Source organism: Nocardioides carbamazepini, assembly GCF_024614185.1.
Taxonomy (GTDB): domain Bacteria; phylum Actinomycetota; class Actinomycetes; order Propionibacteriales; family Nocardioidaceae; genus Nocardioides; species Nocardioides carbamazepini.
The window spans coordinates 1-13,615 of record NZ_JAHTLF010000025.1 but is presented as its reverse complement, the minus strand read 5'-3'; the positions used below and the strand labels follow the sequence as shown (position 1 = coordinate 13,615).

The window sequence follows — 13,615 nt, the reverse complement described above, 5'->3', positions numbered from 1 at the left end:
ACACTGGCCCCGTCTGACACTCAACTCGGGGGAGTTCCTTCATGCGTGTGCCCAGCGTCGGCGAGCAGTTCGGCCGCTACCAGCTGGATCGGGTCCTCGGCCAGGGCGGCATGGGCGTCGTCTTCGCGGCGACCGATCCGCGGCTGCAGCGCACCGTCGCCCTCAAGGTGATCACCGGCACGCTCGCCCGGTCCCCGGAGTTCCGCCAGCGCTTCCAGGCCGAGGCGGCGGCGCTGGCCCGGCTCGACTCCCCCCACGTCATCGCGATCCACGACCACGACGAGGTCGACGGGACGCCGTACATCGTCACCCAGTACGTCGACGGCCGTGACCTGTGGAGCTGGCTGCGTGAGCACGGGGCGCTGCCCGCCCGGCAGGCACTGCGACTGTGCGCCCAGCTGGCCCGCGGCCTGGCCGACGCCCACCGGGTCGGCGTGGTCCACCGCGACGTGAAGCCGTCCAACGTGCTGATCCGCGATCCCGGCACGGCCGACCAGCATGCCTACCTGTGCGACTTCGGCATCGCCCGCGCCGACGGGATCGACAGCCCCGCGTCGACCGCGGCGGGCATGGTCGCCGGCACCTGGTCGTACCTCTCGCCCGAGCGCACGGAGGGGCTGCCGGCGACGCCGTCGAGCGATGTCTACGCCCTGGGCTGCGTGCTGTGGGCGTGCCTGACCGGGCACGAGCCCTACCAGGGCAGCGACATGCAGGTCGCGCTCGCCCACCAGCAGGCGCCGGTGCCGCAGCTGGCCGGCGACTCCGCCTTCACCGCCGACCTCAACACGGTGATCGGCCGGGCGCTGGCCAAGGACCCGGCGCACCGCTACGCCGACGCGGCCTCGCTGCGGGAGGACCTCGAGCGGCTCGCCGCGAGCGCGCCGGCGGACACCCTCGAGGGACTGCCGGCGGCCCCACCGGGACCGACGGTTCTCCGCACCGGATCCGTCCCGCCGATCGCGCCACCTCCTCCCCCGCCGCCGCCCGCCTTGCCACCGCCGTCCGCACCGGGCACACCGGGGACACCGGGGACACCGGGGACACCGGGGACACCGGGGACACCGGGCAAGCCGGCCAAGCGTCGGCGCTGGCCGCTCGCCGTGGCCGGGACCGTGGTCCTGGCCCTCGTCGCCGGCGTCACCGGCTGGCTGGTGGTCCGCGACGACGACCCTGCCGGCGCGACGAAGGAGGAGCCCGACCCGGCCCCCATCGTGGCCGGCGAGCTCACGGGCGACGAGTACGGCGACGTACTGATCCACCAGACGCGCTTCGAGGCGCTCAACCCGCTCTCCATCTGGACGGTTCCGTCGTCCGGCCTGCAGTTCGGCTCGCCGCAGCGGGCGAGCGCGGGCGTCGGTCGTCCCCAGCTCGCCGACGTCGACGGGGACCGGGTCACCGACGTGGTGTGGCTCGACGAGGAGGACGACCGGCTGACCGTCGCGGTGGTCCCCGGCGACAGCGAGCCCTGGACGACGGAGCTCGAGCTCGACCCAGCGTTCGACATCAAGGACTACAACGCGGCCGCGGGCGACGTCGACGGCGACGGCAAGGACGACCTGATCCTCTACGGCGACACCTCCGACGAGCTCGACGGACTGCACGTCGCGCTGGCCGAGGACCGCGGGTTCGCGGCGCCGACCCAGTGGTACTCCTCCGAGCTCTCCGACAGCCTCCCGATCGCCGGCGACCTCGACGGCGACGGTCGGGACGAGCTGATCGTCTTCGGCACGGACGCGCAGAACGCCGACCACATGCGCCTGCTGCGCCCCGAGGGCGAGCGGCTGGTCACGGTCGCCGAGAAGGTGCTCGGCGGTGCCGCCGTCGACCCGCTCCTGGTCACCTGGCTCGTCGGCGACGTCGACGGCGACGGTGCCGACGAGCTCGTCGCCCCCAACGCGGCCGGCCGGGTGATCTTCGTCTACGAGGTCGCCGACGACTCCTTCCAGCCCCGCACCCGGTGGCACCGGACCCGGCGCAGCATCGACGAGGCCCGCAAGCACCTGTACGACAGCGGTGTCGCGGGCAGCGCGCTGAGCGATGTCGACGGGGACGGCGACGCCGACCTGGTCGAGCTCCGCTACGCCGCCAACACGGGCGCGCCGGACGACGAGCTCATCTTGTTCGTGCAGCTCTCCGACGGCTCGTCGTTCGGTGACCCGCAGCCCTGGGGCGGCCTGGACTGCGCGCCGGAGTGCGACGACGGGTTCGATCTCGTCGACTGACGGTCTCGTCGGGCGCGCTCGCGCCCGACGAGACCGGCGGGATCAGCGGGATCAGCGGGATCAGCGGGATCAGCGCAGCGGGTGCCGCACGACCGCCTGCTCGCGCTCGGGGCCGACGCCGACGACCGAGATCCGCGCACCGGAGCGCGCCTCGACGTACTCCACGTAGTCCCGGGCGGCCTTCGGCAGCTCCTCGAAGCTGCGGCAGCCGGAGATGTCCTCGGTCCAGCCCGGGAGGTTCTCGTAGATCGGGACGGCATGGTGGAAGTCGGTCTGGTTGACCGGCATCTCGTCGTGGCGGACCCCGTCGACGTCGTAGGCGACGCAGACGGGGAGCTCCGCGAGCCCGGTGAGGGTGTCGAGCTTGGTGAGCACGAAGTCGGTGACGCCGTTGACGCGCGCGGCGTAGCGGGTGATCACGGTGTCCATCCACCCGCAGCGGCGCGGGCGGCCGGTGGTGGTCCCGTACTCCCAGCCGGCCTTGCGCAGGAACTCGCCGTTGTCGTCGTGCAGCTCGGTCGGGAACGGCCCCTCGCCGACGCGGGTCGTGTAGGCCTTGGCGATCGCGATGACCTGGTCGATCCGGGTCGGCGGGATGCCGGTGCCGGTGCAGGCACCGGCCGAGACCGCGCTGCTGGAGGTCACGAACGGGTAGGTGCCGTGGTCGACGTCGAGGAGGGTGGCCTGACCGGCCTCCATCAACACCACGTCGCCGCGGTCGAGGGCCTGGCTGAGCAGCAGCCCCGTGTCGCAGACGTACGGTGCCAGCCGGTCCGCGTGGCTGCGCAGCTCCTCGACCGTCTGCTCGACCGAGGGGGCGCGACGGTTGTAGATCTTGGTGAGGATCTGGCTCTTGAGCTCGAGGGCGCCTTCGACCTTCTGGGTGAGGATCTTCTCGTCGAACAGGTCCTGGACCCGGATGCCGATCCGGTTCATCTTGTCGGCGTAGGTCGGGCCGATGCCGCGGCCCGTCGTACCGATCTTGCGGGAGCCGAGGAAGCGCTCGGTGACCTTGTCGAGAGTGCGGTTGTAGTCGGCGATGACGTGCGCGTTGGCACTCAGCTTGAGCGACGACGTGTCGATGCCGCGGGCCTCGAGGCCGTCGATCTCCTGGAACAGGACGTCGATGTCGACGACGACGCCGTTGCCGATGACCGGCGTGCAGCCGGGCGTGAGGATCCCGCTGGGCAGGAGGTGGAGGGCGTACTTCTCAACATCCCCATTCTCTTGGCGAATCACGACCGTGTGGCCGGCGTTGTTGCCGCCGTTGAACTTGACGACGTAGTCGACCTGGCTGCCGAGGTGGTCGGTGGCCTTGCCTTTGCCCTCGTCGCCCCACTGGGCTCCGACGATCACGATTGCAGGCATCTTGGTTGCTCCTTCGCACGGACGGAGTCCCTCCGCCCGTGAGGACGGCTGCTCAACGCACCACTTGTTCTCTTGCTGGTGTCGGACAAGCAGGAAGCCCCGGCAAGGACCGGGGCTCTTGCGGCGTCACGTTACCAAAACGCGACCTTGGGGATAGATTCGGCCCAACGAGAACACGTTCTACTTCCGTCGCACCCCAACCCAAGGAGCCGTCATGGGCGCCAGCCGCGAGACCATCCTCGAGACCATCCAGACCTACGTCGACCTCGTCGCCACCGGCTCCTCCGCCGATGTCGTCGCGCTCTACGCCGAGGGCGCCACCGTCGAGGACCCGGTCGGCTCGGAGGTGCGCACGACCCGCGACCAGATCGCCGAGTTCTACGCCGCTCTCGACGGCCTCGAGCAGTCCGGGCGCCTGCTCTTCGCCCGGGTCGCCGGCAACGAGGCGGCGTTCTCCTTCGAGCTGGCCACGAAGGCCGGCGACCAGACCTTCACCCTCGCCCCGATCGACGTGATGACGTTCGACGACGACGGCCGGATCACCAGCATGCGGGCGTTCTGGTCGGGCGAGGACATGGTCGTCAGCTGAGCGCCGACCCGGCTCAGACTTAACAGCTCAACACGCCGACCCGGCTCAGACTTAGCAGCTCAACACGCCGACCCGGCTCAGATTGAATGCACCGGGACTCAATCTGCGCCGGGTCAGCGACGATCAGAGTTCAATCTGCGCCGGGTCGGCGAGACGAGCGGCGATCTCCGCCACCACGGCACGCGCGAGCGTCTCGGCCGTGTCGTCGTCCCGCTCGGGTACGACGCCGTGCACGTTGCCGTCCGCGAGCAGGTCGAGCGCGCCGACCCTCTGGTGGGCGGCCATCTCGGCGGCGTGGGACGGATCGCCGTGGACGATCACGCTGGCCCCCTCGGGCGGCAGCGGCGAGAGCCAGCCGCGGGAGGTGGCGAGGACGGTCCGCGCCGGGAGCAGGGCGAGCGCGCCGCCGCCACAGCCCTGGCCCAGGATCACCGACACCGTCGGCACGGTCATGGTGACCAGGCCGGCGATGCAGCGGGCGATCTCGCCGGCCATCGCACCCTCCTCGGCCGACTGCGAGAGCTCGGCACCGGGGGTGTCGATGACGGTGACGAGCGGGAGCCGCAGCTCCTCGGCGAGCTCCATCGCGCGTCGCGCCTCGCGCAGCGCGCCGGGGCCCATCGGGGTCGCCGGGGTCTGGCGGGAGCGGTCCTGGCCGACCAGCACGCACGGCCGGCCGCCGAGGCGGGTGAGGGCGATGAGCACGGTGTCGTCGCGCTCCCCCTCGTCGGTGCCCTTGAGGCGCAGGGTGCTGGCGGCGCCGTACCGGATCAGGTCGCGGACCCCCACGCGTCCCTCGGCGCGGGTGGCCTCGATGTCGTCCCAGACGGGGTGGTCGAGCAGGGTCCCCGCCGCGACCGGGGTACGGCGTTCCAGGGTCGGCTCCTCCGCGGGGTCGACGAGCACGCCGAGGGCGTGGTCGACCAGCGCCGGCAGGTGCTCGACGGGCACGACCGCGTCGATCACGCCGTGCGCGGCGAGGTTCTCGGCGAGCTGCACGCCGGGCGGGAAGGGCCGGCCGTTGAGCGCCTCGTAGACCTTCGGCCCGAGGAAGCCCACGAGCGCGCCCGGCTCGGCGACGGTCACGTGGCCGAGGGAGCCCCACGACGCGTACACCCCGCCGGTCGTGGGGTGGCGCAGGTGGACGAGGTACGGCAGGCCGGCGGCGCGGTGCTCCATCAGGGCCCGGGAGATCTCGACCATCTTCACGAAGGCGCGGGTGCCCTCCTGCATGCGGGTGCCGCCGGACGAGGTGCTCGCCAGCACGGGCAGGCCCTCCGCCGTCGCGCGGCGGACGGCCGCCGCGATCCGGGTCGCTGCGGCGACGCCGATCGAGCCGGCCAGGAACCGGAACTCGTTGACGACGAACGCCACCGGTCGTCCCCGCACCGTGCCGCGACCGGTGAGCACGGACTCGTCGGTGCCGGCCCTCTCCTCCGCGGCGCGCAGCTCCGCCTGGTAGGCCTCGCCGTGGCCGCTGACGTCGACCGGGACGTCCCACGACTCGTAGGAGCCATCGTCGAGCACTAGGTCGATCAGCTCACGTGCGGTCCAGCGGCGGGGCGTGGTCATGGCCGGGCTCATGGCTCGGATCCAACCACGCTCCCGCCACGGCGTACGTCGGCAACTTCTGCCGAAGCGACGCCCGTCCAGTGGCGATCAGCCACGCAGGTACGTCAGCACCGCGGAGACCCGGCGGTCGCTGTCCGGTGCGAGGTCCAGCTTGGCGAAGATGTTGCCCACGTGCTTGCGCACGGCCGCCTCGCTGACGACCAGCTCTGCGGCGATCGAGCCGTTGGTGCGGCCCTCCGCCATCAGTGAGAGCACCTCGCGCTCCCGCTCGGTCAGCGCCGACAGCGGTCCGTCGTCGCGGCGGCGGGCGAGCAGCTGACGGACCACGTCGGGGTCGACGACGAGCCCGCCGGCGGCGACCCGGTCGACGCTGTCGAGGAACTCCCGCACGTGCCCGACCCGGTCCTTGAGCAGGTAGCCCATCCCGCCGGTACCGCCCGTGCCGTCGGTCTCGAGCAGGCCGTCGAGGTAGGCGTCGGCGACGTACTGGGAGAGGACGAGGATGCCGACCTCGGGGTGGTCGGCGCGGATCGCGGCCGCGGCGCGCAGGCCCTCGTCGGAGTGGCCCGGCGGCATCCGGACGTCGGTGACGACGAGGTCCGGGGGGTCGCGCCGGACATAGGCCAGCAGCGCCTCGGCGGTCTCGACGGCGGCCAGCACCTCATGCCCCGCCCGCTCGACGATGCCGACCAGTCCTTCGCGGAGCAGGACGAGGTCCTCGGCGATCACCACGCGCAGCCGGCGGCCACCCGTGAGCGAGCCGGTCAGCGAGCCGGTCACGGAGTCTCGGTCCGGCACGGGCACTCCATCCTCACCTCGGTCGGCCCACCCTCGGGGCTGCGTACGCTCAGCGTCCCACCGAGCGCGTCGAGCCGGGTCACCAGACCCGCCAGTCCGGTGCCGGCACCGATCCGGGCCCCACCGACGCCGTCGTCGGTCACGGTCACGACCAGGTCGTCGCCCGCCACCCACCCGGAGACGCCCACGGTGCGCGCGCCGGCATGGCGGCCGACATTGGTGAGCGCCTCGCTCACGACGAAGTACGCCGCCGCCTCGACCGGCGCCGGCAGCCGTGGCAGGTCGAGGCCGACCGTCACCGGCACCGGCATCCGGTCCGCGACCTCGCGCACCGCGGCCGCGATCCCGTGGTCGACGAGCACGCGGGGATGGATGCCGCGCACCGCCTCGCGCAGGTCGGCGAGCGCCGCCTCGGTCTCCCGGTGCGCCTGCCGGACCAGGTCCAGGCCCGGCCCCTCCGCCACGTCGAGCTCGGCCCGTCCCAGGGTCATGCCGAGCGCCACCAGCCGCTGCTGGACACCGTCGTGCAGATGCCGCTCGATCCGCTGGCGCTCGGTCTCGAACGCGTCGACCAGGTCGAGCCGGGACCGGCGCAGCTGGCGGATCCGCCGTTCCAGCACCTCCTCGCCGGGCTCGAGCAGCAGCCGGGCGAGCGCGGCCTGGGCGGCGGCCAGGGCGGTCACGGCGTACGCGCTCACCGCGAAGGCGAGCGGTGCCCCGATCAGCAGCATGGGGAGCGCCTCTCCGGCGGACGCCGGGGTCCACGCGAAGACGACCACCTCGCCGCTCGCCGCGAGCAGCGGGGACACCAGGAGGACGCCGGTGAGGAGCACCGCGTTGAACGCGACCACCGCGTCGACCAGCCAGAGCAGCGTGACCAGCAGGACGACGTACCCGGCCTCACGGCCCGACGGCGGCTCCCGCCGCCGCTGCCGCACCCACGCGCGCAGGCCGCCGACGACCGGAGGACGCGGCTCGCCCAGCGGTACGACGCCCGGCTGCACCAGCCGGATCCGGCGCCGTTCGAGCGCCAGCACGGCGACCGCGACGAGAGGGATGGCGCCGATGAGGAGGAAGCCGACGACCAGGACGGCCGTGACCGCCCCGGTGAGCAGCAGGCCGAGGAGGACCATCAGCACGGTCAGTCCGACGACGGCGGAGCTCGCCAGATAGGCCAGCGAGCGCCACGGCCACGACGAGAGCAGGAACCGCACCGGGTTGCCGCGCAGCGCACTCCAGGCGGATTCCGGGCGGGACATGCGCCCAGCGTAGGGATCCGCGGGTGCGTCCCGGAGGGGCACAGGCGCCCGACCCGGGGTCGCGTCCGCGCTACCCCCGCTCTCGCGCGCGGGCCAGCGCGCAGCCGCCGGTACGCCGGTTGGCTGGTCGTCATGAGCACCGCGACCCTCGCCCCACCCGCGATCGTCCTCGACGGCGTCGCCCGCAGCTACGGCTCCCGGGCCGGCCGGGTGGACGCGCTCCGCGGCGTCACGCACGCCTTCGCACCCGGCAGCTTCACCGCGATCATGGGCCCCTCGGGCTCCGGCAAGTCGACCCTCCTGCAGTGCGCCGCGGGACTCGACCGGCCGACATCGGGGCGGGTGCTCGTCGCCGGTCACGACCTCGGCCTGCTGTCGGAGGCCGCGCTGACCCGGTTGCGGCGCGACGCGATGGGCTTCGTCTTCCAGGCCTACAACCTGCTGCCCGCCCTCACCGCCTACGACAACGTCGCGCTGCCCGCGCGGCTCGCGGGCCGGCGTCCCCCACGCGATGAGGTCGCCGCGGCGCTGACCCGGGTCGGGCTGGACACCCAGCAGCGCCGCCGCCCCGCGGAGCTCTCCGGCGGCCAGCAGCAGCGGGTCGCCATCGCCCGCGCGCTGGTGACCCGCCCTCAGGTCGTCTACGCCGACGAGCCGACCGGTGCGCTCGACCGCACCACCGGCCGGCAGGTGCTCGAGCTGGTGCGCTCGACCGTCGACACGGAGGGCCTCACCGTCGTGATGGTGACCCACGACCCGGTCGCCGCGTCGTACGCCGACAGCGTGCTCTTCCTGGCGGACGGCCTCCTCGTCGGCCACCTCGCCCGTGGCACCGCGACCCAGATCGCGGCGGCGATGAACGAGCTGGAGCGGTGATGCCGGCCACGATCCGCCTGGGCCTGGCCTCGGTCCGCGAGCACCGGGCGCTCTACGCCGGCTCGTTCGTCGCGGTCGCCCTCGGCGTCGCACTCATCGCCGGGGTGGTGCTGCTGACGGTCTCGATCGGCGATCAGGGCGCGGAGGTCCAGGACACGCTCTCGCTGCTCGGCGTGATGGCGGGCTTCGCCGGCTTCATGGCGATCTTCGTCGTGGCGAGCACCTTCGGGTTCGCGGTCACCGCACGGCGCCGCGAGCTCGGCCTGCTCCGGCTGGTCGGCGCGACCCCGCGCCAGGTACGACGCCAGGTGCGCGTCGAGGCCCTCGTGGTCGCCGCGCTGGCGGCGGTGACGGGGGCGGCCCTGGGCCGGCTGGTCGCCCTGGCCCTGGCCGTCCTGCTCGCCGCCCAGGGCATCACACCGGACCGGGCGCCCGTGACCTGGGACCTGCGTCCCCTGGCGATCTCGGCCGGCTGCGGGGTCGTGGTCGCGATGCTCGGCGCGTGGGCCGCGTCGCGCCGGGCCGCGAAGGTGCCGCCGGCGCAGGCACTGCGCGAGGCGACCGACACCGGCCGCCGGATCGGAGTGCTCCGCGGCGTCGTCGGCACGCTCTGCCTGGCCGGCGCCGCGCTCATGCTGGTCGGGATCCGGGCCGGCGACCCGGTGCTGGCGCTGATGCTCTCGATCTTCGTGCCGGAGCTGGTCGTCGTCGGCCTGGTCTGCTGGGGCCCGGTCCTGCTCCCCCTGCTCGTGCGGGTGCTGACCGCGCCCCTCCGGGAGCACCCCGTGCTCGGGCTGGCCCGTGCGAACGTGGGCAACCAGGCCCGCCGGACCACCTCGCTCGCGGCGCCGGTGCTGGCGATCTCCGCGATAGCGGGCTCCCTGATCCTCAGCCTGAGCTTCGCGGCGGACTGGGACCAGGGCATCACCCGCCAGCAGCTGGCGGCCCCTGTCGTCGTCACCGACACCCTGCGGGCGCCCAACGCCCCCGAGGTGGGCGTGATCGACGGCACCAACGCCGTCTCCCTGGCGACCACGGGCGAAGCCGGGATGGACTGGACCGCCGAGGGCATCGACCCCGCGACCGCCGTCGCCACCCGCGGCCTGCGCACGCACCGGGGCGACCTGACCCGGCTGACCGGGCGGACGATGGCGATCAGCCGCTCGGCGGTGTTCGACGCCGGCTTCGGGCTCGGCTCGCAGGTGCGGGTGCTCTTCCCCGACGGCACCCGGGTGCCGTTGCGCGTGGTCGCGATCGTCGAGGACGCAGCGACCCTGCACGAGGACGTCCTCCTCCCCACCAGGCTCGCCCGCGCACACGGAGCGAAGCCGACCGGAACCTGGTTCGTGCTGCCGGCCCCGGGCGTCGACGCCGCCGAGCTGCACACCGCGCTCCGGGACGAGGGCACCGGCGACGTGCTCACCGCCGAGCAGTGGATCGCCCGCGTGGATCGGGCCCAACGCGACCAGAACCAGGTCGGCCTCATCGCCATCCTCGGTCCCACCGGGCTCTACGCCGGCATCGCGATCGCCAACACGCTGCTCATGGGCAGCCTGCAACGGCGCCGGGAGTTCACGGTGACCCGGCTGGTCGGCGCCACCGCGGCCCAGGTCCGACGCATGGTGCTCGCCGAGTCCGCGATGGTCGCCGGCGCCGCGCTCCTCCTCGGCTCCGCGGTGACCGCGACCGTCGCGCTGCTGCTCCGCGCGCCCATGACGGCCGGGCTCGACGACGTACCGCTGACGGTGCCGTGGGCGAGCCTGCTCGCGATCGCCGCCGCCTGCGCGACGGTCACGGTCGTGGCGGCGGTGGTCCCCGTAGTGTGGCTACGTGGCCACCCCTCCGCTGCTGCTGATCACCAACAGTGACGCCGGCACGGCGGACCAGGAGGCCGTCGACGCCGCGCTGGCAGTGCTCCGGGCGGGTGCCGAGGTCGAGGTGCGGGCCACGTCCGGCCCCGGCGAGCTCGCCGACGTGCTCGCCGAGGCCGGCGACCGCACGATCGTGACGGCAGGCGGCGATGGCAGCATCCATGCCGTGGTCCAGCAGCTGCACGCGCGCGGCGACCTGGCCGGGCGCACGCTCGGGCTGATCCCCCTCGGCACCGGCAACGACTTCGCCCGCACCCTCGACCTGCCGCTGGATCCGGTGGCGGCGGCCCGGGTCGTCCTCACCGGCGGACCGCGACCCACCGACCTCGTCGTCGACGAGGAGGGTCACGTCACGGTCAACAGCGTCCACCTGGGCGCGGGCGCGGAGGCCGGGAAGCGCGGCGCCCGGTGGAAGGCCCGGCTGGGCCGGATCGGGTACCCGATCGGCGCCCTGCAGACCGCCCTGAACCCGCCCAGCCTCCGGGTCCGGGTCGAGGTCGACGACGAGGTCGTGGTGGACGTCGACCAGCCGGTGCTGATGGTCGCCGTCGGCAACGGTGCCTCGGTCGGGGGCGGCACCGAGCTCACCCCGGACGCCGAGCCCCACGACGGCCAGGTGGACGTGCTGATCGCCACACCGGCGAGCCCGCTCGCCCGGCTCGGCTACCTCGTCCGGCTGCCGTTCGGCCGGCACGAGGAGCACTCCGACGTCCGCATCCTGCGGGGGCGCACGGTCCGGGTCAGCGGCACCCCCTTCGACTGCAACAGCGACGGGGAGATCGACGGGCCGGTGCGGTCCCGCACGTGGCAGGTGCTGCCGGCGGCGTACGCGATGGTGGTCCCCGCGCCGTAGCGCAATAGGCTTGGGCGCCGTGGCACGAGGACAGCGCAACCAACAGGACGGCCGGCAGCAGGACCCCAGCGACTGGGTGACCCGGACCGCCGACCTGGCGCTGCGGCACGCCGAGCAGGTCAACGGCGGCACCCTGCCCGAGCTGGTCACCTGCGCGTCCGGCATCAGCCCGTCCGGGCCGATCCACCTCGGCAACCTGCGCGAGTTCCTCACCGTCCACTTCGTGGCCGAGGAGATCCGTCGCCGCGGGATCAACGTGCGCCACCTGCACAGCTGGGACGACTACGACCGGTTCCGCAAGGTGCCCGCCGGCATCGACCCCGCGTGGAACGAGCACATCGGCCGCCCGCTCTCCGCCGTCCCCGACCCGACGGCCGAGTTCGCCAACTGGGGCGAGCGCTACAAGGCGCCGCTGCGCGCCGCGCTCGTGGAGATGGGCTGCGACATGGTCGAGGTCGACCAGACCGAGATGTACCGCTCCGGGACCTACCGCGAGCAGGTCCTCACCGCGATCCGCAAGCGCGGCGAGATCGAGACGGTGATGGCCCGGTTCCGCACCAAGAAGGTGGACGGGGCCGAGGAGCCCACGGCGGAGGAGGAGTCGGGGCACGGCGCGGGCCATGACGGGGACCTGGACTCCCTCATCAGGTTCCCCTACAAGCCCTACTGCCGCGGCTGCGGCCGCGACACGGTCACCCTCACGTCGTACGACGACGAGACGACCGACCTCGCCTACACCTGTGACGTCTGCGGCGAGTCGTTCGTCACCAACATCGCGACTCAGCACGAGGGCAAGCTGGTCTGGAAGGTCGACTGGCCGATGCGCTGGACCTACGAGGGCGTCCACTTCGAGCCCGGCGGCGTCGACCACGCCTCCCCCGGGTCGTCGTACACCGTCGGCAAGGAGATCGTCGGACCGATCTTCGGTGGCACGGCCCCGTCCTTCGTCGGCTACTCGTTCGTCGGCGTCGCCGGCATGCCGAAGATGTCGTCGTCCAAGGGCGGCGTGCCGACCGCGGCCGAGGCGCTGCGGATCCTCGAGGCCCCGATCCTGCGCTGGCTCTACGCCCGCCGCCAGCCGAAGCAGGCGTTCAACGTCGACTTCGGCCAGGAGGTGCTGCGGCTCTACGACGAGTGGGACGCCCTCACGAAGAAGGCCGCGATCCCGGAGAAGCGGGACGCCGCCGTGCTCGCCTGGGAGCGGGCCTCCGCGACCTCCACCGCCGGCACGCTGCCGACCCCCGCGGTCGTCGTACCGTTCCGGATGCTGTCGTCGGTCGCCGACGTGACCGCGGGCTCGCGGGAGATCACCGCGCGCACCGTCGGTGCCAGCGAGGCGGACCTGGAGCCGCGGCTGGCCAAGGCGGCGACCTGGATCACCGACTACGTCGATCCCGAGGACCGCACCACCGTGCGCGAGGCCGCCGACACCGAGCGGCTCGGATCGCTGTCGGAGCAGGAGACCCTCTGGATAGGCCTGCTCGTCAAGCGTCTCGCCTCCGCCTACGGCGCCGCCGATCCGGTCGACGCCCTGACGACGCTGATCTACGGCGTGCCGAAGCTGGGCCGCGGACTGACGCTGGCCGACGCCCCGACCGACGAGGTGAAGGCCGACCAGAAGGCGTTCTTCAAGCTGCTCTACGAGCTGCTCGTCGCCGCCGAGCGCGGCCCCCGGCTGCCCACGCTGTTCGCGGCGCTGGGGCCGGAGAAGGCGCGCTCGCTGCTCGTCCCCTGAGGTCCGCGCCCGGAAAAATCTCCGAAATCCGCGTAATGAACCACCGCTGGCTCCGTCCAGTCAGGTGAACATCTCGGAGAAGGAGATCCCATGCGGACCACCCAGCTGACCCACAAGCACCGCGCGACCCAGCCGGTGCCGGCCGACGAGCGGCCGACCGCGACCCGCGCGCACCGCGCCTCCCGGGCGAGCGATCTCCCGATCGCGGCAGCCCTCGGCCTCATCCTGCTGGTCGCCGCCGCCTACCTCGCGGTGCGGTCCTGAGCCGGGCTCACCGTCGGGCGGAGCCGCGCCCGGACCACGGCCACCACCAGCGCCGTGGGACCTCGGGCTCGACGGCATCGCGCGGCTGGCGCAGCCGGCCGGACCGAAGCTGCGTCTGCTGCCCGACCGGATCACCCTCGACGAGGTGCGCGCGCAGTCGGGCACCGACAACGGCCGGGCGCAGCGGCAGGTGCTCCTGGCCGTCAAC

General features: G+C 73.3%; 12 protein-coding genes. 7 read left to right on the top strand and 5 right to left on the bottom strand.

The window, feature by feature from the left end; genetic code table 11:
• Positions 1 to 41: 41 nt before the first annotated feature.
• Positions 42 to 2,222 carry a serine/threonine-protein kinase gene (locus KVF89_RS26190; RefSeq protein ID WP_257430073.1) on the top strand — a complete coding sequence of 727 codons (2,181 nt, stop codon included), beginning with the start codon at positions 42 to 44 and terminating at the stop codon, positions 2,220 to 2,222.
• A gap of 69 nt (positions 2,223 to 2,291) precedes the next feature.
• On the opposite strand, the gene KVF89_RS26185 is transcribed toward KVF89_RS26190, so the two are convergent.
• Positions 2,292 to 3,590 (bottom strand): adenylosuccinate synthase, encoded by a 1,299-nt coding sequence (locus KVF89_RS26185; RefSeq protein WP_257430072.1) that lies wholly within the window; start codon positions 3,588 to 3,590, stop codon positions 2,292 to 2,294.
• Positions 3,591 to 3,804: 214 nt separating this feature from the next.
• Between KVF89_RS26185 and KVF89_RS26180 the strand changes: the two genes are divergently transcribed.
• Positions 3,805 to 4,179, top strand: coding sequence for a nuclear transport factor 2 family protein (locus KVF89_RS26180; protein ID WP_257430071.1), 375 nt, complete (start codon positions 3,805 to 3,807; stop codon positions 4,177 to 4,179).
• Positions 4,180 to 4,302: 123 nt separating this feature from the next.
• On the opposite strand, the gene KVF89_RS26175 is transcribed toward KVF89_RS26180, so the two are convergent.
• From KVF89_RS26175 to KVF89_RS26165, 3 genes are all read right to left on the bottom strand, one after another.
• On the bottom strand, positions 4,303 to 5,751 hold the full coding sequence (locus KVF89_RS26175) for a carboxyl transferase domain-containing protein (RefSeq protein WP_257430070.1): 1,449 nt from the start codon (positions 5,749 to 5,751) through the stop codon (positions 4,303 to 4,305).
• Between the two features lie 87 nt (positions 5,752 to 5,838).
• Positions 5,839 to 6,489 (bottom strand): response regulator transcription factor, encoded by a 651-nt coding sequence (locus KVF89_RS26170; RefSeq protein ID WP_257430857.1) that lies wholly within the window; start codon positions 6,487 to 6,489, stop codon positions 5,839 to 5,841.
• Positions 6,490 to 6,527: 38 nt separating this feature from the next.
• Positions 6,528 to 7,808 carry a sensor histidine kinase gene (locus KVF89_RS26165; RefSeq protein ID WP_257430069.1) on the bottom strand — a complete coding sequence of 427 codons (1,281 nt, stop codon included), beginning with the start codon at positions 7,806 to 7,808 and terminating at the stop codon, positions 6,528 to 6,530.
• A 132-nt stretch (positions 7,809 to 7,940) separates the two neighbouring features.
• Here KVF89_RS26165 and KVF89_RS26160 point away from each other — a divergent pair, with 132 nt between their 5' ends.
• From KVF89_RS26160 to KVF89_RS26140, 5 genes are all read left to right on the top strand, one after another.
• Positions 7,941 to 8,684 carry an ABC transporter ATP-binding protein gene (locus KVF89_RS26160; RefSeq protein ID WP_257430068.1) on the top strand — a complete coding sequence of 248 codons (744 nt, stop codon included), beginning with the start codon at positions 7,941 to 7,943 and terminating at the stop codon, positions 8,682 to 8,684.
• Positions 8,684 to 10,552 (top strand): ABC transporter permease, encoded by a 1,869-nt coding sequence (locus KVF89_RS26155; protein WP_257430067.1) that lies wholly within the window; start codon positions 8,684 to 8,686, stop codon positions 10,550 to 10,552. The genes KVF89_RS26160 and KVF89_RS26155 overlap by 1 nt, the downstream gene beginning before the upstream one ends.
• Complete coding sequence (locus KVF89_RS26150) at positions 10,515 to 11,408, top strand: diacylglycerol/lipid kinase family protein (protein WP_257430066.1); 894 nt, start codon at positions 10,515 to 10,517, stop codon at positions 11,406 to 11,408. The genes KVF89_RS26155 and KVF89_RS26150 overlap by 38 nt, the downstream gene beginning before the upstream one ends.
• A 19-nt stretch (positions 11,409 to 11,427) precedes the next feature.
• The gene (gene lysS, locus KVF89_RS26145; RefSeq protein WP_257430065.1) at positions 11,428 to 13,143 is read left to right on the top strand and encodes a lysine--tRNA ligase; all 1,716 of its coding nucleotides are present in this window, start codon (positions 11,428 to 11,430) and stop codon (positions 13,141 to 13,143) included.
• 90 nt (positions 13,144 to 13,233) lie between these two features.
• Complete coding sequence (locus KVF89_RS26140) at positions 13,234 to 13,407, top strand: hypothetical protein (RefSeq protein WP_257430064.1); 174 nt, start codon at positions 13,234 to 13,236, stop codon at positions 13,405 to 13,407.
• Positions 13,408 to 13,414: 7 nt separating this feature from the next.
• Here KVF89_RS26140 and KVF89_RS26135 read toward each other — a convergent pair.
• A partial coding sequence (locus tag KVF89_RS26135) for a hypothetical protein (RefSeq protein ID WP_257430063.1) occupies positions 13,415 to 13,615 on the bottom strand: 201 nt, incomplete at its 5' end.

Excerpts from the sequence above, each read along its gene's own strand:
- KVF89_RS26140 (WP_257430064.1), top strand. The coding sequence starts at position 13,234 with ATGCGGACCACCCAGCTGACCCACAAGCACCGCGCGACCCAGCCGGTG.
- KVF89_RS26160 (WP_257430068.1), top strand. The coding sequence starts at position 7,941 with ATGAGCACCGCGACCCTCGCCCCACCCGCGATCGTCCTCGACGGCGTC.
- KVF89_RS26155 (WP_257430067.1), top strand. The coding sequence starts at position 8,684 with ATGCCGGCCACGATCCGCCTGGGCCTGGCCTCGGTCCGCGAGCACCGG.
- KVF89_RS26180 (WP_257430071.1), top strand. The coding sequence starts at position 3,805 with ATGGGCGCCAGCCGCGAGACCATCCTCGAGACCATCCAGACCTACGTC.
- KVF89_RS26175 (WP_257430070.1), bottom strand. The coding sequence starts at position 5,751 with ATGACCACGCCCCGCCGCTGGACCGCACGTGAGCTGATCGACCTAGTG.
- KVF89_RS26165 (WP_257430069.1), bottom strand. The coding sequence starts at position 7,808 with ATGTCCCGCCCGGAATCCGCCTGGAGTGCGCTGCGCGGCAACCCGGTG.
- KVF89_RS26185 (WP_257430072.1), bottom strand. The coding sequence starts at position 3,590 with ATGCCTGCAATCGTGATCGTCGGAGCCCAGTGGGGCGACGAGGGCAAA.
- KVF89_RS26190 (WP_257430073.1), top strand. The coding sequence starts at position 42 with ATGCGTGTGCCCAGCGTCGGCGAGCAGTTCGGCCGCTACCAGCTGGAT.